The 23,738-nt window shown below is 54.7% G+C and carries 20 protein-coding genes; 13 read left to right on the top strand and 7 right to left on the bottom strand.

All coding sequences use genetic code 11. The annotated features are described in order from the left end of the window. Positions 1 to 9 precede the first annotated feature (9 nt). Entirely contained in the window at positions 10 to 756 is a 747-nt protein-coding gene (locus LZP96_RS19770) for a DeoR/GlpR family DNA-binding transcription regulator (protein WP_258926282.1), read from the bottom strand. A gap of 165 nt (positions 757 to 921) precedes the next feature. Here LZP96_RS19770 and LZP96_RS19765 point away from each other — a divergent pair, with 165 nt between their 5' ends. The 4 genes from LZP96_RS19765 (at position 922) to LZP96_RS19750 (ending at position 4,726) form a co-directional block, all read left to right on the top strand. After that, entirely contained in the window at positions 922 to 1,197 is a 276-nt protein-coding gene (locus tag LZP96_RS19765; protein ID WP_064326063.1) for a metal/formaldehyde-sensitive transcriptional repressor, read from the top strand. Between the two features lie 28 nt (positions 1,198 to 1,225). Continuing rightward, positions 1,226 to 2,344, top strand: a complete 1,119-nt coding sequence (locus tag LZP96_RS19760; protein ID WP_064326064.1) for an S-(hydroxymethyl)glutathione dehydrogenase/class III alcohol dehydrogenase — start codon at positions 1,226 to 1,228, stop codon at positions 2,342 to 2,344. 159 nt (positions 2,345 to 2,503) lie between these two features. Continuing rightward, complete coding sequence (locus LZP96_RS19755) at positions 2,504 to 4,201, top strand: methyl-accepting chemotaxis protein (protein WP_064326065.1); 1,698 nt, start codon at positions 2,504 to 2,506, stop codon at positions 4,199 to 4,201. Positions 4,202 to 4,282: 81 nt separating this feature from the next. Next, complete coding sequence (locus LZP96_RS19750; RefSeq protein ID WP_258926281.1) at positions 4,283 to 4,726, top strand: TonB family protein; 444 nt, start codon at positions 4,283 to 4,285, stop codon at positions 4,724 to 4,726. A 46-nt stretch (positions 4,727 to 4,772) separates the two neighbouring features. Here LZP96_RS19750 and LZP96_RS19745 read toward each other — a convergent pair whose 3' ends face one another. Together LZP96_RS19745 and LZP96_RS19740 are read right to left on the bottom strand one after the other, a co-directional pair. Further along, positions 4,773 to 7,157, bottom strand: coding sequence for a membrane-bound PQQ-dependent dehydrogenase, glucose/quinate/shikimate family (locus LZP96_RS19745; RefSeq protein WP_258926295.1), 2,385 nt, complete (start codon positions 7,155 to 7,157; stop codon positions 4,773 to 4,775). A 280-nt stretch (positions 7,158 to 7,437) separates the two neighbouring features. Then, on the bottom strand, positions 7,438 to 8,361 hold the full coding sequence (locus LZP96_RS19740) for a LysR substrate-binding domain-containing protein (RefSeq protein WP_064326067.1): 924 nt from the start codon (positions 8,359 to 8,361) through the stop codon (positions 7,438 to 7,440). Positions 8,362 to 8,637: 276 nt separating this feature from the next. Between LZP96_RS19740 and hglS the strand changes: the two genes are divergently transcribed. Both hglS and LZP96_RS19730 read left to right on the top strand, forming a co-directional pair. Next, on the top strand, positions 8,638 to 9,981 hold the full coding sequence (hglS, locus tag LZP96_RS19735) for a 2-oxoadipate dioxygenase/decarboxylase HglS (protein WP_258926280.1): 1,344 nt from the start codon (positions 8,638 to 8,640) through the stop codon (positions 9,979 to 9,981). A 42-nt stretch (positions 9,982 to 10,023) separates the two neighbouring features. Next, entirely contained in the window at positions 10,024 to 11,532 is a 1,509-nt protein-coding gene (locus LZP96_RS19730; protein WP_258926278.1) for a carboxylesterase/lipase family protein, read from the top strand. On the opposite strand, the gene LZP96_RS19725 is transcribed toward LZP96_RS19730, so the two are convergent. Then, positions 11,519 to 12,361, bottom strand: coding sequence for a LysR family transcriptional regulator (locus LZP96_RS19725; RefSeq protein ID WP_064326070.1), 843 nt, complete (start codon positions 12,359 to 12,361; stop codon positions 11,519 to 11,521). The two genes, LZP96_RS19730 and LZP96_RS19725, sit on opposite strands and share 14 nt — an antisense overlap. A 112-nt stretch (positions 12,362 to 12,473) precedes the next feature. Between LZP96_RS19725 and LZP96_RS19720 the strand changes: the two genes are divergently transcribed. The 3 genes from LZP96_RS19720 to LZP96_RS19710 all read left to right on the top strand — a co-directional run bounded on the left by LZP96_RS19720 (position 12,474) and on the right by LZP96_RS19710 (position 16,328). Beyond that, positions 12,474 to 13,643, top strand: coding sequence for a pyridoxal phosphate-dependent aminotransferase (locus LZP96_RS19720; RefSeq protein WP_064326071.1), 1,170 nt, complete (start codon positions 12,474 to 12,476; stop codon positions 13,641 to 13,643). A 10-nt stretch (positions 13,644 to 13,653) separates the two neighbouring features. Beyond that, on the top strand, positions 13,654 to 14,427 hold the full coding sequence (locus LZP96_RS19715; protein WP_064326072.1) for an ABC transporter substrate-binding protein: 774 nt from the start codon (positions 13,654 to 13,656) through the stop codon (positions 14,425 to 14,427). A 245-nt stretch (positions 14,428 to 14,672) separates the two neighbouring features. After that, on the top strand, positions 14,673 to 16,328 hold the full coding sequence (locus tag LZP96_RS19710; protein WP_064326073.1) for a glucan biosynthesis protein D: 1,656 nt from the start codon (positions 14,673 to 14,675) through the stop codon (positions 16,326 to 16,328). Positions 16,329 to 16,357: 29 nt separating this feature from the next. Here the strand turns inward: LZP96_RS19710 and ydcK are convergent, their stop codons facing one another. Further along, on the bottom strand, positions 16,358 to 17,338 hold the full coding sequence (gene ydcK, locus LZP96_RS19705) for a YdcK family protein (RefSeq protein WP_064326074.1): 981 nt from the start codon (positions 17,336 to 17,338) through the stop codon (positions 16,358 to 16,360). Positions 17,339 to 17,460: 122 nt separating this feature from the next. On the opposite strand from ydcK, the gene tehA reads away from it, so the two are divergent. After that, entirely contained in the window at positions 17,461 to 18,465 is a 1,005-nt protein-coding gene (gene tehA, locus LZP96_RS19700; RefSeq protein ID WP_064326075.1) for a dicarboxylate transporter/tellurite-resistance protein TehA, read from the top strand. After that, positions 18,462 to 19,058 (top strand): tellurite resistance methyltransferase TehB, encoded by a 597-nt coding sequence (gene tehB, locus LZP96_RS19695; RefSeq protein ID WP_064326076.1) that lies wholly within the window; start codon positions 18,462 to 18,464, stop codon positions 19,056 to 19,058. Before tehA ends, tehB begins: the two co-directional genes overlap by 4 nt. Here the strand turns inward: tehB and pepT are convergent. After that, positions 19,055 to 20,284 carry a peptidase T gene (pepT, locus tag LZP96_RS19690; RefSeq protein ID WP_064326077.1) on the bottom strand — a complete coding sequence of 410 codons (1,230 nt, stop codon included), beginning with the start codon at positions 20,282 to 20,284 and terminating at the stop codon, positions 19,055 to 19,057. The genes tehB and pepT overlap by 4 nt on opposite strands. A gap of 112 nt (positions 20,285 to 20,396) precedes the next feature. Here pepT and LZP96_RS19685 point away from each other — a divergent pair, with 112 nt between their 5' ends. Both LZP96_RS19685 and LZP96_RS19680 read left to right on the top strand, forming a co-directional pair. Continuing rightward, positions 20,397 to 21,989 carry an ABC transporter substrate-binding protein gene (locus LZP96_RS19685; RefSeq protein WP_064326078.1) on the top strand — a complete coding sequence of 531 codons (1,593 nt, stop codon included), beginning with the start codon at positions 20,397 to 20,399 and terminating at the stop codon, positions 21,987 to 21,989. A gap of 136 nt (positions 21,990 to 22,125) precedes the next feature. Next, complete coding sequence (locus LZP96_RS19680) at positions 22,126 to 22,797, top strand: DUF3313 domain-containing protein (RefSeq protein ID WP_064326079.1); 672 nt, start codon at positions 22,126 to 22,128, stop codon at positions 22,795 to 22,797. Positions 22,798 to 22,836: 39 nt separating this feature from the next. On the opposite strand, the gene LZP96_RS19675 is transcribed toward LZP96_RS19680, so the two are convergent. Then, positions 22,837 to 23,733, bottom strand: coding sequence for a DMT family transporter (locus tag LZP96_RS19675; RefSeq protein WP_064326080.1), 897 nt, complete (start codon positions 23,731 to 23,733; stop codon positions 22,837 to 22,839). Positions 23,734 to 23,738: the final 5 nt, after the last annotated feature.

The following is a 23,738-nucleotide window of genomic DNA, read 5'->3' as shown; positions in this document are numbered from 1 at the left end:
CACTCCGCATTAGTCTGCTTTTGCAATATGGACGTGCATGTCGCCTGCGTCCCTGAGTTCTGCCCAGGGACGATCGAGAAACAGGTGTTGAATATCGCTCAACCCGGCCACGAGGTAAGGGGCGCGCTGGTTGAGCTTCATATGATCGGCGACCAGCCAGTGCTGATGGCTCGCTGCGATCATGGCGCGCTTGACCCCGGCATCGGCTTCCTGGCTGGCGCTCAAACCCAGTCGGGCATCGATAGCACAGGCGCCAAGAATGGCGATATCTGCCCGGTAGCGATTCAGAAGTGACAGTGTCGCGCTGCCCGCGAACAGCCGCTGCTGCGCATCCCAGTTTCCGCCTGCCAGAATCAAGTCGATATCCGCCCGCTCACTGAATAACTGAGCAATGTCCAGGGACGTCGTGATAACGGTAAGCGGGCCCTTGAGAAAGGCGGCAACCGCCATCATCGTGCTCCCCGCATCGAGAAAAAGGGTGGAACCGGCGGGAACCTGTGCCGCGACCATTTTGCCCAGCCGTTGCTTCGTTTCTGGCAAAAGGGTGGTGCGTTCACGTCGGTTCATGGCAGAGAGATCGAGCGCAATCGCGCCGCCGTGGTTTTTTTGCGCCAGTCCTTTTTTCTCAAGGTCGCTGAGATCGCGCCGAACGGTATCCGCAGAAACCTGCAGTTTATCAACCAGCTCACTGATGCTGACCTGACCATTTTCACTAATCAAATCAAGCAAATATTTTTGACGGGCGGTTTTATGCATCGATCAGTGTTCCTGCAAAATGTCGCAATATATTGCATATTACAGCATTTTTTATGAAATGAAACACGGGTAACCGGGTCTGGACGTCGGCACGGGGAGAAACCGAGGTTTGCATCCTGAGAACGCAGGGTATACCATACCCCCCTACAGTATACAGGAGGCGCTATGCCACAATCCCCTGAAGACAAAAAACGCGTTCTGACCCGGGTGCGGCGTATCCGTGGGCAGGTTGATGCCCTGGAGCGCGCGCTGGAGTCGGGCGATCCTTGTCTGTCTATCCTGCAACAAATTGCCGCCGTTCGTGGCGCGGCAAACGGGTTGATGGGCGAAATGGTTGAAATTCATCTCAAAGATGAGCTGGTGGCTGGGGAAACCACGCCAGACCAGCGCGCGGTGCGCATGGCTGAAGTCGGTCATTTACTGCGCTCTTATCTAAAATAAAAACAGACATCACAGAAAGGAAAGCATTATGAAATCACGTGCAGCCGTCGCATTTGGCCCAGGCCAGCCGCTGAAGATTGTTGAAATTGACGTTGCTCCGCCTAAAAAAGGCGAAGTCTTAGTGAAGATTACCCACACGGGCGTGTGCCATACCGACGCTTTTACCCTGTCGGGTGACGATCCTGAGGGGGTGTTCCCGGCGGTATTAGGTCATGAAGGCGGCGGTATCGTGGTCGAAGTCGGCGAGGGCGTGACCAGCCTGAAGCCAGGCGACCATGTTATTCCGCTTTATACCGCTGAATGTGGCGAATGTAAGTTCTGTAAATCGGGTAAAACCAATCTCTGCCAGGCGGTTCGCGCCACACAGGGTAAAGGCCTGATGCCGGATGGCACCACCCGTTTCTCTTACAATGGCGAGCCTGTTTATCACTATATGGGCACCAGTACCTTCAGTGAATACACCGTCTGTGCTGAAATTTCTCTGGCGAAGGTCAACACGCAGGCGCCGCTGGATAAAGTGTGTCTGCTGGGCTGCGGCGTAACCACCGGTATTGGCGCAGTGCACAATACCGCGAAAGTAAAAGAGGGCGACACCGTTGCTGTGTTTGGTCTGGGCGGCATTGGCCTGGCCGTAATTCAGGGGGCTGTGCAGGCCAAAGCCGGGCGCATCATTGCCGTCGATACCAACCCCGAGAAATTCAAGCTGGCGGGCGAGATGGGCGCCACCGACTTTATTAACCCGAAAGACTACGACAAACCGGTGCAGGACGTGATCGTCGAACTGACCGACGGCGGCGTAGAGTTCAGCTTCGAGTGTATTGGCAACGTGAACGTGATGCGTTCCGCGCTGGAGTGCTGCCATAAGGGCTGGGGTGAAAGCATCATCATTGGTGTGGCGGGTGCAGGTCAGGAGATCAAAACGCGTCCGTTCCAGCTGGTGACCGGTCGCGTATGGCGCGGTTCGGCGTTTGGCGGCGTGAAAGGTCGCACCCAACTGCCAGGCATGGTGGAAGACGCGATGGTCGGCAAAATCGATCTCGATCCGTTTATTACCCACCGTTTGCCGCTTGAGCAAATCAACGAAGCCTTCGATCTGATGCATGAAGGCAAATCTATTCGCACCGTTATCCATTTCGGCGACAAGTAATTATTCTGCCAGCGGTTTTTGCCGCTGGCGTTTCTTTAATATTCTTTTCTAAAGTGTGACCTGTCTGGCGATTTTAGCCATAATCTAATTCCCTGCCGTGCCGATGACTATTTTACAGGCGTGTTTTTCACGCATCTACCTATAAGAGAGTCGACGGTCATGGACAACACAACACCGGCAAGCGCCCGGCAAAAGCTTAGCTTCCTGCATCATATTCGCCTGGTTCCGCTGTTTTCCTCCATTCTCGGTGGGATCATCCTGCTTTTTGCGCTGAGTTCGGCGCTGGCTGGCTATTTCTTGCTGCAAGCCGATATTGACCAGCAGGATGTGACGGCGGAAATACAGGTCAGGACCGGTCTGTCGAACAGTTCTAACCATTTGCGCACCGCACGTATCAATATGATTCACGCCGGTGCGGCCAGTCGTATCGCGGAAATGGACGCAATGAAGCTCAACATTGCTGAAGCCGAAACGCGAATCAAGCAGTCTCAGGATGGCTTTAAAGCCTATATGAACCGAGCGGTACGTACTCCGGCTGACGAAGCGCTGGATACTGACCTGAAAACCCGCTATGACGCCTACATTGCGGGATTACAGCCGATGCTGAAATTTGCCAAAAACGGCATGTTTGAAGCCATTATCAATCACGAGAACGAATCCGCGCGCCCGCTGGATGACGCTTACAATGACGTTCTGCTCAAAGCCATCAAAATCCGCACCGATCGGGCAAATGCCTTAACCGCCACGGCGCATACGCGTACCCAGCTTGGCCTGATGTTTATGGTGGGCGCGTTTGCCCTTGCATTAGTGCTGACGGTAATCACGTTTGTCGTGCTGCGTCGTACGGTGATCACCCCGCTGCAGCGCGCAGCGCGCCGAATTGAGATGATTGCGAAAGGCGATTTGACGCTGGCAGACGATCTGACCGGACGCAGTGAAATCGGCCGGTTAACGCACGATCTGCAAACCATGCAACATTCTCTGGTGACCACGGTGGGCACGGTACGTCAGGGGGCCGAAGAGATCTATCGCGGCACCAGCGAGATTTCGGCGGGCAACACCGATCTCTCTTCACGCACCGAGCAGCAGGCGGCGGCGATCGAACAAACAGCCGCAAGTATGGAAGAGCTGACGGCCACGGTGAAGCAAAACGCCGATAACGCGCATCACGCCAGCAAGCTGGCGGAAGATGCCTCTGGCAAAGCCAGCCGCGGCGGGCAGATGGTGTCGGGCGTGGTGAAAACGATGAACAATATTTCGGCCAGTTCCAGAAAAATTTCTGAAATCACCGCCGTGATCAACAGCATCGCCTTCCAGACCAACATTCTGGCGCTGAATGCCGCCGTTGAAGCTGCCCGTGCCGGTGAGCAGGGCCGTGGCTTCGCCGTGGTAGCCAGTGAAGTCCGCACCCTGGCGAGCCGCAGCGCAAACGCTGCGAAAGAGATTGAGGGGCTGATCAACGAGTCCGTCACCCTCATCGATCAAGGTTCAGGTGAAGTGGTCGCCGCCGGCAATACGATGAATGACATTGTGGATGCCGTTAAGCGCGTCACCGATATCATGCTCGAAATTGCGGCGGCCTCCGATGAACAGAGCCGCGGTATTGTGCAGGTAAGCCAGGCCATTACCGAAATGGACAAAGTGACCCAGCAAAACGCCTCGCTGGTGGAAGAAGCCTCTGCGGCGGCGGCTTCGCTCGAAGAGCAGGGCGCTCGTCTGACCGAAGCGGTAGGCGCGTTCCGTCTGAACGGCGGCAATGCCGGGCGGGGTACGCCAGCAACGCCAGCCACCTCGAAACCTGCTCACGTGTTACGTCCTGCGGTCGCGAATAGCGGCGAGAACTGGGAAACCTTCTAATCCCCTTGATGGGTTGACGGGTCGCCAAAGCTGTGCAAAAAGGGTTCATGTTCCGCATGAACCTTTTTTTATGGTGAAGATATGATGGATAAAGGCAAAGGTATGACAATGCTGGTCGCGTCCTGTTTGCTGTCCGCGTGTTCAGTGGGCGTGGGAGGTGTCGGCATCGGTGGCGGTAACAGCGGCGTCGGTGTGGGAGCCGGTCTCACGTTCCCCATCGGAGGGTCCTCGCAGGACAAAACCGCCGATTCCAGCCAGTCGGACTGTCGGGGTGAGGTGTATCAGGTGCTGCCTAACTATCCCGCTCAGGCTGCGGCACAGGAATTTGAGGGAAAAGTGACGGTCGCATTTGATGTGAATTCGAACGGCAGGGCGACTGAATACAGCGCCAAAGGCGATAAAGCCTTTTTCGATGAAACCTGGAAAGCGGTAGCGCGCAGCTGCTGGACACCGGGCGTCAGACAAAATCTGGATGTGAACTTCACCCTGAATAAACCGGTAACGTTCACCCCCGCGCAGGGGTAAAAAAGCCCGCCATGCAGGATGGCGGGCCACTGCGAGTCAACCCTGATTACGCCTTATCGGGCAGGGCGTAAGCAATGATGTAATCACCGCGATCCGGTGACTGACGTGCGCCACCCGCGTTAATGATGATGTACTGTTTACCGGTTTTCGGCGAAACGTAGGTCATCGGGCCTGACTGGCTTCCTACTGGCAGACGATCTTTCCAGATTTCTTTCCCTGTCGCGGTATCAAACGCGCGCAGATAGAAATCCTGCGTACCCGCAAAGAACAGTAACCCGGACTGCGTTGACAGCGTTGCACCCAGCGTTGGCATGCCGACAGGAATGGGCATATGCATACGAATGCCAAGCGGTCCGGTATCTTCGACGGTACCAACCGGAACCTGCCAGACCAGCTTCCCGCTCTTCAGATCAACCGCCGACATCGTGCCGAAAGGCGGTTTCTGACAAGGAATCCCCAGAGGGGACAGGAAACGTTCGCGCATCGCCCCGTAAGGGGTCCCGTCCATTGGCACGATACCCATTTCGATACCGCTGGCGTTTTTCGCAACGCTGGCGCGCGGCACCATATAGTTTGCCAGACCCAGGCGCATGTCATTGACGAACATCAGCCCATTGTTCGGGTCGACCGAGACGCTACCCCAGTTCATGCCGCCAAGGGAGCCCGGGAATTGCAGAGAGCGATCAAGACCCGGAGGGGTAAAGACGCCCTGATGACGCATCTCTTTAAACTGGATACGACACAGCAGCAGATCGACGGGCGTTGCGCCCCACATATCAGATTCGGTGAGCGTCTGGTTGCCAATCATTGGCATGCCGACCGAATACGGTTGAGTTGGGGAGTAGCGTTCACCTTCGACGTTGCCTGCCGGCACCGGACGTTCTTCCACTTTCGCTACAGGTTCGCCGGTTTCGCGATTGAGCATGAAAATCATGCCCTGTTTGCTGGTCTGCACCAGTACGGGGGTTGTACCGCCTTTACCGTCCGGCAGATCGTACAGCAGCGGCTGAGAAGGGAGGTCAAAATCCCAGAGATCGTGGTGCGTCGTCTGATAGTGCCAGCGCACTTTCCCGGTGGTGGCCTCCACCGCGACGATGGATGAGCTGTATTTATCGTCAAGCGCGGTGCGTTCACCGGCGAAGAAATCAGGCGTGGCGTTACCGGTTGGCAGATAAATCAGGTTTAATTTTGCGTCATATGACATGGCCGACCAGACGTTCGGCGTGCCGCGGGTGTAGGTCTGGCCTTCTGGTGGCTCCCCGGTCAGGTCCGGATTACCGGGATCCCAGGCCCAGGCCAGTTTACCGGTGTGCACGTCATAAGCACGCACAACGCCAGGGGGTTCACCGGTCGAGAAGTTATCTGCGACGCGGCCACCGACGACGACCACGTCGCCCGCAACCAGCGGTGTAGAGGTCTGCTGGTAGTAGCCGGGTTTGACTTCACCCATCCCGACGCTGAGATCCACAATGCCGCGATCGCCAAAGTCTTCGCAGAGCTTGCCGGTATCGGCATTGAGCGCAATCAGACGGGCATCGGTCGTCGGCAGGAACAGACGACGTGCACACGCCGCGGGTTGCGTCTCGCTTTGTGACGTTGTCACCGATTGGTTGTCTTCAAAATAACCCAATCCACGGCAGCGCTGCCAGTTAGGCGCAGTCGCTTTTGAATCGTAACGCCATTTTTCTTTACCGGAATCCACATCCAGCGCCAGCACTTTGCTGTAAGGCGTGCAGACATAGAGCGTGTCGCCAATCTGCAATGGCGTGTTTTGATCTTCCGCGCCGGAGCCGTTGCTCTGCGGAATATCGCCGGTGTGCGCTGTCCACGCCACTTTCAGTTCATTAACGTTGTGCTTATTAATCTGATCAAGTGCGGCAAAACGGTCACCGTGGGTGGTATTGCCCCAGTGTTCCCAGTTTTTTTGTTGTTCGCCAGGCGCGACAGGCTTAACGGGAACGGGCTCGTTCGCAGCGACAAGCGTTTGCGGCTTAAACATCCACCCCAGGCTCACTAACATCGCAACAGCGAGAACGGCGGCGACGCCAAAGGCCGGTGCCTTGCGGACAGGAGTCGCACGGTTGGCTGCGGGCATGCAGGGCCAGATAAGGGCACACAAAAGCGCCAGCACGGCAAGGGTGAACAGGCGCGAGAAGAGCGGCCAGAACGCCCAGCCCGCATCACTCACGGCCCAAATGATCGAGGCGATAAACGCCACGGCATAAAGGATGATCCCGCTGGAACGACCTGTGAAGATTAAAAAGGCGGAGATTAGCATCACTACGCCCACGATCAGGAAGTACATACTTCCGCCTACGGTGACCAGTTTCAAACCCAGTCCACCGACTGCCAGACCGACAATCGCCATCAGTCCGACCAGGAGCCACTGCAGGAATCTTGCTACCCCGCGTGGCGCGCTGCCTGTTGCCATTTCTTTCTCCTGTAATGCCTCGACGTCTTCCGCTGCATGCTGTGCTGCATCTGTACCAAATGGGTCATTTCTTTCGAGGTTAATAATGGTTTTCATACAAAATGCCCTGTTTCAGGCGATAAAATTCACACTGGAATGGGTTTGTGAACCATTTGGTGAATTGGCGGGTATGATAAAACTGTTAAATTGTTTTGCGCAATTGTTAATAAATAATTTCGCATGATTTGACTAAATGAAAAACCCGCCATACAGGCGGGTCAGAATGCGGACGGTGGGGTCATTAGACCGGCATGGATTTACGTATGGCGCTGAGCAGAGCTTGCGTGCCGCTGGAGAGCGGGCTGTCCACTCGGGTCAGAATGCCTATCGGCTCACCCGCGCCGGGTGAAGCAACAGGTAAAGCCACCAGCGTGCCCTGACGTAAATCTTCTTTCACCGCGCCGGAAGGAACAAACCAGACGTAGTCATAATCCACCGTCAACTGGCGTGAGAGGGAGGCCGACAGCGTTTCGATACACCCTGAAGGAAGTTTACAGCCTTGCATTTGCAGCATCACTTCGGCGTTATGCCGTGGTGCGGTGCCTTTTGGTGAAACCACCACCGGCCACTCCATCACCCGGCTTAAGGTGACAGTGTCACGCAGAATAGGGTGATCCGGGCGCACGACCAGCTTCAGGGATTCCAGAAACAGCAGTTCGTAATTCAGACCCACCATCAGTTCAGGGTCGGACATACGCCCAATCCCTAAATCCAGTTCGCCCGACTTGAGTCCGGCCAGGATCATGGGATTGTTCATGGTGGCAACCTGCAGCGTGGTGTGCTTTTGCTGTTTGTGAAACTGTCCGATCACCGCAGGCAGGATCCCCAGCGCCGCCGTGGGCAGGGCGCCAATGCGTACCACGTCCGCCGGTTGTTCATCTTTGCGGGTTAACGCCTGACCCGCGGTATTTAACGCATCAAGCACCTTTACAGCATGGGTGAGAAACTGCTCGCCGACCAGCGTCAGCTGCGCGCCCAGGCGGCCACGATTAAAGAGACGGGTTCCCGTTAGCTGCTCCAGTTCGTTCAGCGTTTTCGAAAGTGCGGGCTGGCTTAAATTAAGCGTTTCAGCCGCACGCCCCAGCGTTCCCTGTTGAGCGACGGCCACAAAAGTATGCAAATGGCGCAAGCGTATGCGCTGACTGAACAAACCATTTTTTTCCATAAGCGATGTTAAAAACAGAGCGATACGGGTGACAAGGAAAGATGTTTAAATTTGATAACCTGCTAGCAAAATATATTTAACATTTGATCTATTTGAGTAACAAGCGTTTTTTAGGGCAGGTGAATCTCCTCTTCTTGCCCTCCCGGTCCTGTCTGCAGGCCAAAAAAGTACAGTAAAGCGTCATCTGCCTGTCAGGATCACAAATCAGAAATTCTTCCCCACGACGGGAACGGTCTTCTCTACACTCCAGGTAATATTCACTGGAGGCATGACATCATGGCGAACACCATCACGGCTGATGATATTCGGGAACACTTTTCGCAGGCTATGTCGGCGATGTACCAGAAGGAAGTTCCGCAGTACGGCACGTTGCTTGAACTCGTTGCAGACGTCAATCTGGCCGTACTGGAAAATAATCCGCGCTTGCATGAACAACTGGCGAACGCAGATGAGCTGTCGCGCCTGAATGTGGAGCGTCACGGGGCGATTCGCGTGGGCACGGCAGAGGAGCTGTCAACGCTTCGGCGCATGTTTGCCATTATGGGGATGTTTCCTGTCAGCTATTACGATCTGTCACAGGCCGGCGTCCCGGTGCATTCCACCGCGTTTCGTCCCGTTGATGATGCGGCACTGTGCCGAAACCCCTTTCGCGTGTTTACCTCGCTCTTACGGCTTGAGCTCATCGAGAACGTTCGGCTGCGTGAACGAGCGGCTGAAATACTGTCGCGTCGTCAGATCTTTACACCGCGCTGCCTGGCGCTGATCGACCTGCATGAAGCACAAGGCCAGTTTACCCAGCCGCAGATGGAAGAGTTTGTGCAGGAGGCTCTGGAGACGTTTCGCTGGCACCGCCACGCTATTGTCGATCGGGAAACCTACCTGGCACTGCATAACGAACACCGTCTTATTGCGGATGTGGTCTGTTTTCCCGGCTGTCATATCAACCATCTGACGCCCCGCACGCTCGATATCGATCGGGCTCAGGAGCTGATGCCGAAATACGGTATTGAACCGAAAGTGTTGATCGAGGGGCCGCCGCGACGCGATGTGCCGGTTCTGCTGCGTCAGACCAGTTTTAAAGCGCTGGAGGAGCCGATTCTGTTTGCCGGTGAACATGCCGGAACGCACACGGCGCGTTTTGGCGAAATTGAACAGCGGGGCGTAGCGCTTACGCCGAAAGGGCGCGCGTTGTATGACCGCCTGCTGAGCGAAGCCGGAACCGGCAAAGATAATCTGACGCATCAGCTGCATTTACGCGACGTTTTTCAGGCCTTCCCGGACAGCGAGATGTTTTTGCGCCGCCAGGAGCTGGCCTATTTTCGCTACCGTTTAACCCCGGCAGGCGAGGCGCACCGGCAGGCATTTCGCCCGGGAGATGATCCGCAACCGCTGATTGAACGCGGCTGGATGGTGGCGCAGCCCATCACCTATGAGGATTTTCTTCCGGTCAGCGCGGCGGGGATTTTCCAGTCTAATCTGGGGAATGAAACGCAGGCGCGAAGCCACGGCAACGCCAGCCGCCACGCGTTTGAAGAGGCGCTGGGCGCACCGGTTCTGGATGAGTTTACCCTCTATGAGGAGGCAGAAGCGCGTAGCAAACGGCGTTGTGGTTTGCTCTGAACAGGTTATTCTGCAGGGGTGTGATGGAACAAGAAGGACGTTATGCATAATCCCTCTACCCCTGTGGTTGAAACGCGCCAGGGCGCACTGCTTGGTTTTACCGATGACGATGTACATGTCTGGTGTGGCATTCCTTTCGCCGCGCCACCCGTTGGCGCACTGCGCTGGCGCTCCCCGCAGCCGCCCAAAGCCTGGGAAGGGGTACGGGACGCTCACGCGTTTTCGGCCTCAAGCTGGCAAAGCAGCGAGTATTGCAAGGCATTAGGCGGGGGCGATCCGGGGCAGTTCTCGGAAGATTGTCTCTACCTTAACGTCTGGTCTCCGGTTAAACGGCCGAACGCGCTGCCGGTGATGGTCTGGCTGCACGGCGGCGGTTTCACGATCGGCTCGGGCGGGCTGCCTCCTTATAACGGAAAATCCCTGGCCCGACGCGACGTGGTGATCGTCACCGTGAATTACCGGCTGGGGCACCTGGGTTTCTTTGCCCATCCGGCTCTGGAAGGGGAAGAATCGCGGGCGGTAAATAACTTTGCGTTGCTGGATCAGATTGCCGCGCTGGAGTGGGTTCGGGACAATATCGCCAGTTTCGGCGGGGACCCTGATAACGTCACGCTGTTTGGCGAATCTGCTGGTGCCCGAAGCACGCTGTCCTTACTGGCATCGCCGCTGGCTAACGGGCTGTTTCACAAAGCAATCGTGCAAAGCGGCTATACGTTACCGGACACGCCGCGTGAGCAGGCGCTGAAAAAAGGTGAGGCGCTGGCCGCCCATTTCGGCCTTAAGAATGCTACAGCAGAACAGCTTCGGGCCCTTCCTGCCGAGGCGTTCTGGCCGCTGGCGGCACCGCTGAATACAGGACCGGCGCCCATCGCCGGAGATTGCGTCCTGCCGGTTCCCATGCTGGATCTCTTTTTTGCCGCGCAGCAGCACCCTGTGCCGGTGATGATTGGTTCAAATAGCGATGAAGCGAGCGTCATGTCGGTATTTGGTATCGACCTGGCCGATCAGATTCAAAAGCTCAGACGTGAACGTCGGTTCGGTCTTGGCCTGATCAAACTGCTCTATCCGGGGATAAAAGGAGATGAAGCTCTCGGCCGGGAAGTGTGTCGCGATATGGCCTTTACCACCCTGGGCTATGTTGTGATGCAGGCGCAACAACGCCTTGGCGTTCCCTGCTGGCGTTACTGGTTTGATTATGTCGCAGAGGCAGAGCATGACACCTACCTCCACGGTGCCTGGCACGGCAACGACGTGCCGTACGTGTTTGATACCCTTGGTCAGGTTGAGCCGTCGCGGACGTATGTGAACGAACGGGACCTGACGTTTGCCGCACAGGTGGCCGATTACTGGGTCGAATTTGCCCGTCACGCCAGCCCCTCCGGTGAGGCGTTAAATGGGCCTGTACGATGGCCTGCCTGTAAAAAAGGGCGGGATGTATTAATGCGCCTTGGGGTGCATAAAAATGCAGGATTTAAGCTGGAAAAACGATTTATGCGTGCCCGTATGAGCCTCTTTAAACGGGTCATGAAGCATCACGTCAGCCTTGATTAAGCAAACATGCGCGAAACGCGGCAAGCCCGGCGGCTTTGCCGCGAGAGTCGCGGAGCACCAGACGATAGCTGGCGCCGGTTTTCACGCTCAGGTCGTAAGGGCGCACCAGACGACCGGCACGCACATCCTCTTCGACCAGCGTTTCATCGGCAATCGCAACCCCTAACCCCTGAATGGCCGCCGTAATGGCTAAATCCATGGTGTCGAAGTGTTGATTTTTATGCATAGCGAGCGAAAAACCCTCTTGCTTCGACAGCCATAGCGACCAGTCCGTTTTATCCCGCGTCGGATGGAGTAGCGTCAATTTATCCAGCGTGGAACTGGCCCGAAACGGGTTCATCACCGGCGTTAGCCTCTCTTCGAACAGCAGGTCACCGGCGCTCAAATGCGTGCCAAAAACGATGGCTGCATCACAGGATTCCGTTTTGAAATTCACGGTGTGATCGGTGGTGGTGGTCAGCGCGATCTGGAGCTCGGGCTGTTCGCGCTCCAGATGAAGTAATTTGGGCACCAGCCAGCGCATGGCGCATGTCGGTACCTTAAGGCGAACGACGGTTTGCTGTGCCCGCGCCTGATCCACCACGGTCAGAAGCTGCTCATACGCCGCCTGGAGGTCGGGCAGCAGGGCGCTGCCCTGAGGAGAGAGTCGCAATCCCCGCGCGTGGCGTTCAAAAAGAGGAAAACCAAACCAGGCCTCGAGCGTCGCGATCTTACGACTGACCGCGCCTTGTGTCAGGCAAAGATCTTTCGCCGCATGTGTCAGGTTCAGGCGGCGTGCGGTAACCAAAAAAGCGTCCACAGCAGTATGTGGAAAGGAACGGCGCGACATAAAACACTCCAGGTATGCATTTTGATCATGGCTATTATGACAACAATTCGATTGTCGCGGCAACAGAGATGCTGTTTGAATAGTTATGCATTATTCACGAGAAGGATTGACGATGACTCTGCGTACTCCGGTGCATACCCGTTCTAAATTGCCTGACGTTGGCACCACGATTTTTACCGTGATCGGTCAACTCTCAGCACAACACAACGCCATCAATCTTTCTCAGGGGGCGCCTAATTTCTCCTGCGACCCGGCGCTCATTGCGGGCGTGACGCGGGCAATGGAAGAGAATCATAATCAGTACGCGGCCATGACCGGACTGCAGTCCTTAAAAGAACGCATTGCCGATAAGATCGAGACCCTGTACGGCACTCGCTACGATGCGAACAACGAAGTGCTGATCACGGCGAGCGCCAGCGAAGGGCTTTATTCTGCCATCAGCGGGCTGGTGCATCCGGGGGATGAGGTGATTTACTTTGAACCCTCTTTCGATAGCTATGCGCCAATCGTGCGGCTCCAGGGCGCAACGCCGATAGCCATAAAGCTCACGGTCCCCGATTTTGCCGTGAACTGGGATGAGGTGCGTGCGGCGGTGACCTCGCGCACCCGTATGATCATTGTTAATACTCCGCATAATCCCAGTGGTCAGGTCTTCTCGGCCGAGGATCTTCACCAGCTTGCGGCGATAACGCGCCATACCGACATCATCATTTTGTCTGACGAAGTGTATGAACACGTCGTTTTTGACGGCAAGCCGCACCACGGAATGGCAACACACCCGGCGCTGGCCGAACGCAGCGTGGTGATTTCATCCTTCGGAAAAACCTATCACGTCACCGGCTGGCGGGTGGGGTATTGTGTAGCGCCAGCCGAACTGATGGATGAGATCTGCAAGGTGCATCAATTTCTGATGTTTTCTGCCGATACCCCCATGCAGTACGCATTTGCTGAACACATGGCCGACCCGCAGACCTGGCTTTCGCTGGCGGCGTTTTATCAACGCAAACGCGATTTGCTGCAAAATCTGCTGATGGAATCGCCGTTCAGGCTGCTGCCGAGTGCTGGCTCCTTTTTCCTGCTGGCAGATTACAGCCACTTCAGCGATGAGCGCGACAGCGACATGGTTAAGCGGCTGATCACCGAGTGCGGCGTTGCCACCATCCCGCTGTCGGCGTTTTACGCGGACGGTACGGACAATAAACTGATTCGTCTCTCTTTTGCGAAAGATGAGGCGACGTTACGGGCAGGTGCCCAGGCCCTGTGTCGGGTTAAACCACGCTAAGGAGTTTTACATGACATTACGCGCGTTAGTTGCCGGCATGGGATTGCTGTGTACATTTTCTTCGTTTGCGGCCACCGAGCTACGTTACGGTCTGGAAGCAGAGTATCCACCGTTCGAGAGCCGTAATGCCTCCGGCGAGCTGGAAGGCTTTGACGTTGATCTGGGCAAGGCGATCTGCAAAGCGGCGTCACTGAAATGCAGCTGGGTCGAAACCTCCTTTGATGCATTAATCCCGGGGCTGATGGCGAAGAAATTTGACGCTATTAACTCGGCAATGAACATTACCGAGCAGCGTCGTAAAAGTATCGATTTCACCCAGCCTGTCTATCGGATCCCCTCTCAGCTGGTCGGCAAGGCCGGGGCTGCGATGGAAGCCACGCCAGAAGGGCTGAAAGGCAAAACGATAGGCGTGTTGCAAGGTTCCATTCAGGAAACCTACGCTAAAGAGCACTGGGAAAAACACGGTGTCACCGTGGTGTCTTATAAAGATCAGAATATGGCCTGGGGAGATTTGCTGAACGGCCGCATTGACGCCTCTCTGGTGATGTCCGCCGCCGGACAGGCAGGTTTCCTCAGCAAGCCGCAGGGAAAAGGGTTTGGTTTTATCGGCAAACCCGTCTCTGACGACACGATCCTGGGAAGCGGGATCGGATTCGGGCTGCGCAAGGGTGACGAGGCCACCCGGCAGCAGCTCGATGCGGCGATAGAGAAAGTACGCGCTGACGGCACTATTGACGCTCTGGCGAAGAAATATTTTCCCGGAATTGATGTCAGCGTAAAATAAAAATAATGCGCCTGATTAGCCCCTGGTGACGATGTCCATCAGGGGCTTTTTTAATTTTTTATACGTAACTTTACGCCCATTTCAGCCCATTCCCCTCGACAGAAAATATTTCTCGCTTTGCTCAGATAATCGCCGCTCAACAATTGGATTTTTAACCATTTTTGTTTAGGCTGTGCGTTCTTTCCTGCCGTTGTTTTGCCAGGCGCGAAATTCATTCACACAGCCATAAGGACGTATTCTCAGGCATGAATCGCAGACGTTTTTTACAAGGTTCGATGGCAATGGCTGCGCTGAGCGGCACGGCCGGACTCTCGACGCTCTTTTCCCGCGCGGCCTTTGCCGCAGAATCGGATATTGCCGACGGTCAAAGCCGCCGTTTTGACTTCTCTGTGCTGCAGTCCATGGCGCAGGATCTGTCCCAAAACGCCTGGGGCGGGGCACCGCGACCCCTCCCTGAGACGCTGGCAACCATGACGCCGCAGGCCTACAACGCGATTCAGTACGACGCGAAACAGTCGCTGTGGAACAACGTTGAAAATCGTCAGTTAGACGTACAGTTTTTCCATATGGGCATGGGATTCCGCCGTCGCGTTCGTATGTTCTCTGTGGATGCGGGCACGTCTCAGGCGCGAGAGATTCATTTCCGCCCTGAACTCTTTACCTATCACGACACCGACGTTGATACCCGCCAGCTTGAAGGGCAGCGCGATTTAGGTTTTGCCGGTTTCCGCGCCTTTAAAGCCCCTGAACTGGCCCGTCGCGACATTGTCTCTTTCCTCGGCGCGAGCTACTTCCGTGCGGTGGATGATACCTATCAGTATGGTCTTTCCGCGCGCGGTCTGGCGGTGGATACCTTTACCGATACGCCGGAAGAGTTCCCGGACTTCACGTCGTTCTGGTTCGAGACGGTTAAACCTGGTGATACCACCTTTACCGTCTACGCGCTGCTCGACAGCCCAAGCATTACCGGGGCGTACAAATTTGTAATTCACTGCGAAAAAACGCAGGTCATCATGGACGTCGAAAATCGCCTGTATGCCCGTAAGGACATCAAACAGCTGGGTATATCGCCCATGACCAGTATGTTCAGCTGCGGTAACAACGAGCGCCGGATGTGTGACACGATTCATCCGCAAATTCACGATTCCGATCGCCTGGCTATGTGGCGCGGAAACGGTGAGTGGATCTGTCGTCCGCTTAATAACCCGCAGAAACTGCAGTTCAACGCCTTCGAAGACAAAAACCCGAAGGGATTTGGTCTGCTGCAGCTTGACCGGGATTTCTCGCACTATCAGGATATTATGGGCTGGTACAACAAGCGTCCAAGCCTGTGGGTCGAGCCGCGTAACCAGTGGGGCAAAGGCACCGTTGGGCTGATGGAGATCCCCACTACCGGCGAAACGCTGGATAACGTGGTCTGTTTCTGGCAACCCGAAAAAGCGATCAAAGCGGGCGATGAGCTGAATTATAAATATCGGCTTTACTGGAGCGCCAAACCTCCCGTGCGCTCTCCGCTGGCCAATGTCTTCGCGACGCGTACCGGCATGGGCGGCTTCCCGGAAGGCTGGGCGCCGGGTGAAAACTACCCGAAAGTCTGGGCACGACGGTTCGCGATTGATTTCATCGGCGGGGATTTGAAAGCGGCCGCGCCAAAAGGCATTGAACCGGTGATCACGCTGTCGAACGGAGAGGCGAAGCAGGTGGAAATCCTCTACGTTGAACCTTTTGATGGCTACCGCATTCTTTTTGACTGGTATCCGACCAACGATTCAACCGATCCGGTTGATATGCGCCTGTTCCTGCGCTGCCAGGGCGACGCTATCAGTGAAACCTGGCTGTATCAGTATTTCCCGCCTGCGCCGGACAAACGTCAGTACGTTGACGATCGCGTTATGCGCTAAGGCCCTGAAGACCTCTCTTCGGAGAGGTCTTAGATCGCCCCCAGCAGCGGCGTGCGGGTGATGTGTTCCTGTCCGTTAAGTATTTTTTCACCCCGCAGATGAATATACTCGCCGTCCACTGACGCAATCACCGCGTCATCGGTAATTTCAATGCGATGTTCGATCAGCACATTGCCGCTAATTTTGGCCCGCCCCTGAATCACCACTCTGTCATCAATCAAAACAGGGCCGCCACGCAGCCAGGCATGGCCGCCAATCAATACGTGATGTTTAATCACGCAGTTACCCTCAACGACGGCGTTTTCAGCCACCTGGGAGCTGTAGCGCAGGGTAGGGATGGCATCCTCTTCAAGGCCTGCCGACAGGCGCGCCTGACCATAGACTTTTGCGCAATCGCACACCCAGACGTTATTTATCTCATTGCCTTCGATCACGGCGCTGTCGAAGATCTCCGCCCGGTGCTCGATAAACGCGTAGCTCACCAGCGCGTTACCGTAAATTTGTGCCTGATGAATGACCCTGGACTGGCTGACGGTGGCGTTATCATAGATGCGAAGGATCTGCTCACGGTCGGGCGTCAGACCCTGCGCGGCGATAACGGTACTCTCATGCAGAATGCGTGCATGACCGGAAAGGTGACACTCGCCGCGGATCTGTGAATGCTGAACCGTGACGCTCCCGCTTAGTCGCGCACCATGGCTGACGTGTGCGCCATCTACCCAGCTCTCGCCGGAGATTAGGGCACCGTGGCTGATAACGCACGGCTGCGTCAGCCTGGCGTTATCGCGGATGTGGGCCTTTTCGAATACCACGCTATTTTCATCGTAGATCCAGCATAATCCGTCATGCGAAAGGGCGCTTTCATCGTCAATCCATCCGCCTTTGCAACCGGCTTTAACATCACCGAAATCGCGCTCTGCAACGATCTGGCGCAGCGTGACGGTGACCTTTGTCTCTCCGCTTTGCCAGAGATAAGGACGCGTTTCATCGCTGAGTCGGTATTTTTTCATGGTGGTATCCTGTCAGGTCGCCTTAGTTAAACGTAGCAAAGTTTACGCCTTTCGAAGTACTGGCAACCGATTCAGAAACCCCTTAAACTAGTATTTAAAATATATTTTATAATTTAAAATTTATGCATAATCGTAACAATCCCCAACAGGTTCTTAACTTACCCGCGGGTTATTTTGGCATGGTGTTGGGCACTATCGGCATGGGCTTCGCCTGGCGATACGCCAGCACGCTTTGGCCGGTTTCCCCCTGGCCCGGAGAGATCCTGGTCACGCTGGCGGTCGTTATGTGGTTCTTACTTTCCGTGGCATATCTCAGCCGCGCGCTGCGATTCCCGCAAAGCGTGCTGGCAGAAATGCGCCACCCGGTGATGAGCAGCTTTGTCAGCCTTTTTCCGGCAACCACTCTGCTGGTGGCGATCGGCTTTGTGCCGTGGTATCGGCCCCTTTCTCTGGGGCTTTTTGGCGTTGGCGTAGTGGTACAACTGGGCTATGCGGCCTGGCAAAGTGCCGGGTTATGGCGCGGCAAGCATCCGCAAGAGGCGACGACGCCGGGTTTGTACCTGCCAACGGTGGCGAATAATTTTATTAGCGCCATGGCCTGCGGTGCGCTGGGTTTCCACGATGCCGGACTGGTTTTTCTGGGGGCGGGCGTGTTCTCCTGGCTGAGTCTGGAACCGGTGATTTTGCAGCGTTTGCGCAGTGCGGGTGAGCTACCTGGCGCACTACGTACCTCGCTGGGTATCCAGCTTGCACCCGCGCTGGTGGCCTGTAGCGCCTGGTTAAGCGTCAACGGCGGGCAGGCCGATACCTTCGCGAAAATGCTGTTTGGCTATGGCCTGTTGCAGCTACTGTTTATGTTGCGCTTACTGCCCTGGTATCTTTCACAGCCTTTTAATGCCTCTTTCTGGAGCTTCTCGTTCGGTGTGTCTGCGCTTGCCACCACCGGCCTCCATCTGGGGCAGAGCAGTGCCTCCGGCTTCTTCCATGCTATTGCTGTTCCGCTGTTTATCTTCACTAACGGCATTATTGCGCTGCTTCTGGTGCGCACGTTTGTGCTACTGATGCAGGGAAAATTATTGATTCGTACAGATATCGCCACGCTTAAACACGCTGAGGAAAAAGAATGACTGTTTATGATGAGAATTACTTCACCGAGAAATACGGTCTGACCCGTACCCACTCTGAGGTTATCTATAGTGCGGGTATGATGAAGCCGGGCAAAACGCTCGATTTGGGCTGCGGTAATGGGCGCAACAGCCTGTACCTTGCCGCGAACGGGTATGACGTCACCGCGTGGGATAAAAATCCGGCCGGAATTGATAATATCGAGCGTATCAAAGCGGCGGAAGGCATCGTTAATCTGCAGGCGGAGATCAAGGACCTCAACACCCTGAGCTTTGAAGGGGAGTACGACTTTATCCTCTCGACCGTGGTGATGATGTTCCTCGACGCGAAAACCATTCCGGGCCTGATTGCTAATATGCAACGCTGCACCCGTCCGGGCGGGCACAACCTGATTGTAGCGGCGATGGATACCCCCGACTATCCCTGCAACGTCGGCTTCCCGTTTGCGTTCAAAAGCGGCGAACTGAGCCACTATTACGAAGGCTGGGAATTACTGAAATATAACGAAGACGTCGGTGAGTTACACCGCACCGACGCCAGTGGCAATCGCATCAAGCTGCGCTTTGCCACGATGCTGGCCCGCAAACCGGCTTAACGGGCCGCCAGCAGGCAAATTTGCAGGGCGGTGTGGTAAGAGGCCTCGAACGACGACAGCGGTAAAAACTCAAACTTCGAGTGGAAGTTATGGGCGCCGGTGAAGAAGTTCGGGGTTAACAGACCTTTTGCCGACAGCGCCGCACCGTCTGTTCCGCCCCGCATAGGCGTCGGTTTTGGCGTGATCCCAAGCGATTCCATCGCGCTAAACATCAAATCGATCGCGCGGCGATCTTCCCCCAGCGCATTGCTGATATTGCTGTAGGTATCTTCGATGTGATAGTCCACCTGCGCCGTAGGGTGTTGTGCGGCTATCTGGCCTGCCACATCGATGATCTGCTGTTTGCGCGCGGCAAAGCTGTCCTTGTCAAAATCACGGATATTGGCCTTCAGAACCGCTTCATTTTGCCCGGCCTGGATACCGTTGAACCAGATATAGCCTTCACGACCTTCCGTGCATTCTGGCGTTTGCTGGCGATCAAAATGATGGATGAAATCGGTGGCCATTAGTAATGGGTTGACCAGTACCCCTTTGGCGGACATTGGATGCGCCGTCACGCCGGTAAAGCGGATCTCTGCAGCCGCAGCATTAAAGTTCTCGTAAACCAGTTCACCGATTTCACAGCAGTCGATGGTAAAGGCGAAATCGACATCGAAACGGTTTAAATCCAGCGCTTTGGCGCCGCACAGACCGATCTCTTCATCGGGTACAAAGGCCACCACAATATCGCCATGGCGATCGGCTTGCGTGAGATTTTCCAGTAACGTCATCACCACCGTGACGGCCGATTTATTATCTGCGCCTAATACGCTGGTTCCGTCGCTGAAAATAATCTCTTCATTGGGATAAGAGAGAATTTCCGGGTGCTCTTTGACGCGCAACCAGATCGCTTTCTCTTTATTCAGGCAGAGATCATCTCCGGTAAAAGTTAATATTTGTGGATGAATATCCGGAGATAATCCCACGTCAACCGTATCAATATGAGTGATAAAACCGATGCGTGGCGCACCGGGTACGGTGCCTTTTTTGACGGCGGTAACGGTGGCGAATTCATCGATGACTATGTCACTTAACCCGAATGATTTCAGCTCGTTAGCCAGCTCTTCAGCCATTCGATGCTGTCCGGGCGTAGAGGGTAAGGTCTTTACCTTCGGATCGCTTTGACTGGTAATCGCCAGATAGCGAAAAAAGCGTTGGGTTAATTGACTGGAGAGTAATGAAGCCATAGTGAATCCTTCTTTATTTGTTTTATCAGGTGTTTGCAGTGTCACTTTAATGTTATTTATGGAATGGCAAAAGGGTTAATTAGCCGTCGAATTAAAAAGACAGGAAAAAATAATGAAAAGCAAACTCACAACCTTAGCGCTGGCGATGGCGGCTTTGACGGTCAGTTCCACCGTTGCGGCCAAAACACTGGTCTATTGCTCCGAAGGATCGCCGGAGAACTTCAATCCTCAGTTATATACCTCGGGAACCAGCGTGGATGCCAGCGCAGTACCGGTTTATAACCGTCTGGTCGATTTTAAACCCGGTACAACCGAGTTGGTGCCAAGCCTGGCTGAACGCTGGGAGGTGAGTGAAGACGGTAAGGTCTATACCTTCCATTTACGCAAAGGGGTGAAATTCCAGAGCAACAAGCTGTTCAAACCTACCCGCGACTTTAACGCTGACGACGTCATATTCTCATTTATGCGCCAGAAAGACGTTAATCACCCGTATCACAATGTCTCGAACGGCAGCTATTCCAATTTCGAAAGTCTGGAATTCGGCAGCCTGATTACCGCCATCGATAAAGTGGATGACCACACCGTACGCTTCACCTTAGCGCACCCGGAAGCGCCCTTTGTCGCCGATTTAGCCTGGTATTTTGCTTCGATACTGTCCGCTGAATATGCCGATGCAATGCTGATAGCCGGGACGCCGGAAAAAGTCGATATGGATCCAATCGGGACCGGTCCGTTCCGCCTGGCGCAGTATCAAAAAGATTCGCGCATTCTTTTTACCGCATTCCCGGAATACTGGCAGGGCAAATCGAAGCTCGATCGCCTGGTGTTTAGCATTACTCCGGATGCCTCGGTTCGCTATGCTAAAGTCGAGAAAAATGAGTGTCAGGTGATGCCGTTCCCTAACCCGGCCGAACTGCCGCGAATGAAGGCGAATAAGGATATCAACCTGATGAGTAAAGCAGGGCTGAATACCGGATTCCTGGCGTTCAATACGCAGAAACCGCCTCTGGACAATGTGAAGGTCCGGCAGGCGCTGGCGATGGCGATAAACAAGCCGGCGATTATTGATGCGGTATTTCACGGCACCGGAACGGCGGCAAAAAATCTCCTGCCGCCGGGAGTCTGGAGCGCCGACAGCGAACTGAAAGATTACGATTATTCGCCAGAGAAGGCGAAAGCCCTGTTGAAAGACGCCGGATTTGCGAACGGAGCGACCATAGAGTTGTGGGCGATGCCCGTGCAGCGGCCGTACAATCCTAACGCGAAACGCATGGCGGAAATGATTCAGGCTGACTGGGCAAAAATTGGCGTGCAGACCAAAATCGTTACCTATGAGTGGGGAGAGTACCTGAAGCGGGTGAAAAGCGGCGAACATCAGGCGGCGTTAATGGGCTGGACGACGGCAACGGGCGATCCGGACAACTTCTTTGGTCCGTTGTTTACCTGCACGTCGGCTAACGGCGGCTCGAATTCAGCAAAATGGTGTTATCCGCCTTTCGACAAAATTATTGCCGAGGCAAAATCGATTACCGATCATGATAAACGCGTGATGTTGTATAAGCAGGCTCAGCAAATGATGCACGATCAAATGCCTGCCGTGATGATTGCGCACTCGACGATTTTTGAGCCTGTACGAAAAGACGTTACAGGCTATGAGATCGATCCGTTTGGCAAACATATCTTCTGGCAAGTCGATATTAAATAGCCCCCCGGGTATCCGGCGCAGTGCCGGATACCATTTTTCGCAATTTGTGCTCTGAACATCATTTTTTGCCACAACGCGTTCATGGGGTTTTTGCTATAACTTCATATGCATATCTGCATATAAATGGAACACCATCATGCGTACTCAGACCTTTTTTAAAGTGGCCGTTCTTTCTGGCCTGTTGGCAATGACGGGCTGTGCATCCAAAGTGGCAGCGCCGGATCAATACTCAGGCTTTTTAAAAGACTACTCAGGTTTAAAGGAGACGACTTCAGCCACAGGTAAACCCACGCTGCGCTGGGTTGACCCATCCTATGATCCCGCAAAATACGACAGCATCGTCTGGAATCCGGTCACCTATTATCCGGTGCCAAAACCTTCCACTCAGATTGGTCAAAGAACCCTTGATGAGCTGAAGACGTACACTAACGATAAATTAAAAGCTTCTGTGTCGCAGCGTAAAAAAATTGTCACCACACCCGGGCCGCATAGCCTGATTTTCCGTGGGGCAATTACCGGTGTAAGTTCCAAAAATGAAGGTCTGCAGTTTTATGAAGTGGTCCCGGTTGCGCTGGTCGTAGCGGGCACGCAAATGGCTACCGGCCACCGTACCATGGATACGCACCTTTTCTTTGAAGGTGAATTGATTGATGCGGCGACAGGTAAGCCAGTGGTGAAAGTTGTACGCAAAGGAGAAGGCAAAGAGCTGAACAATGAAAACAGCCCGATGACCTTCGCCACCCTGAAGCAGGTTGTTGACGATATGGCGACCGATGCCGCCATGTTTGACGTAAAAGGGCAGAAATAGAAATAAAAGGCCTGCTTTATAGCAGGCCTTTTTTATGGATTACGCAACCCGCAGCCGCCGGAACCAGGTTTCAGGTTTCGCAAACATCACCATATTTCCCGTCAGGATCAGCAGTAATCCCAGAATCCCGTTGAGATGCCAGACATAGCCCTCATAGACCGTCGAAATGGACAGGGCGACCAGCGGGAATAGCAGGGTGCTGTAGGCTGCTTTGCCGGGGCCGATCCGTCCGACAAGGGTGAAATACGCCCCGAATGCGATCACCGAACCAAAAATCGCCAGATAGAGCAGGGCCCCGATATAACTGACCGTCCATTCGGGCATAAAATTATCGCCGCGTATCAGGGCAATGATTCCTATCATCACGGTGCCGTAAAACATCGCCCAGGCGTTGGTGGTCATCGTTTCAAGACCGCGCCGTTGATGGCGCATGCTGATCATATTCCCCAGTGAAAAACCGTAGGTGCCCAGGGCGGAGAGGCCAATCCCCAGAAGAAGGCCGTTGTTCCAGCCGCTGGCGACAACGTCCTCCCAGAATAACGTGATAATTCCGCACAGTCCCAGCAGTGCGGCATACCAGAATCGCGCCGGTGGGCGTTGACCAAAGAAGATAAAACAATTGATGGCGTTGTAGAGCACGGCCATGGAGAAGATAACCGATTCCAGACCCGTGTTGATCCAGGCGGCTGCGGTATAAAAACACCAGAAGTTGAAACAGAATACGCAGCAGCCCTGAAGAAGACAAAACAGATGATCGCGGAGCGCGAGCGTACGTAAACGCCTTAACGCCAGCAGGACTAACATGATTGTTGCGCTGGCAACGGCGAAGCGCCAGAAAATCGACACCGGGGCGGCGACCGGACCTTGTTGCAGGAAAATCGCAATCCAGGTGGTTCCCCAAATCACCACGACCAGGCCATACAGTAGTGCGTTCATGTTTT

It is taken from the genome of Huaxiibacter chinensis, assembly GCF_022171985.1.
Taxonomy (GTDB): Bacteria; Pseudomonadota; Gammaproteobacteria; order Enterobacterales; family Enterobacteriaceae; genus Enterobacter; species Enterobacter chinensis_A.
This window is presented reverse-complemented; position numbering and strand designations above follow the sequence as displayed.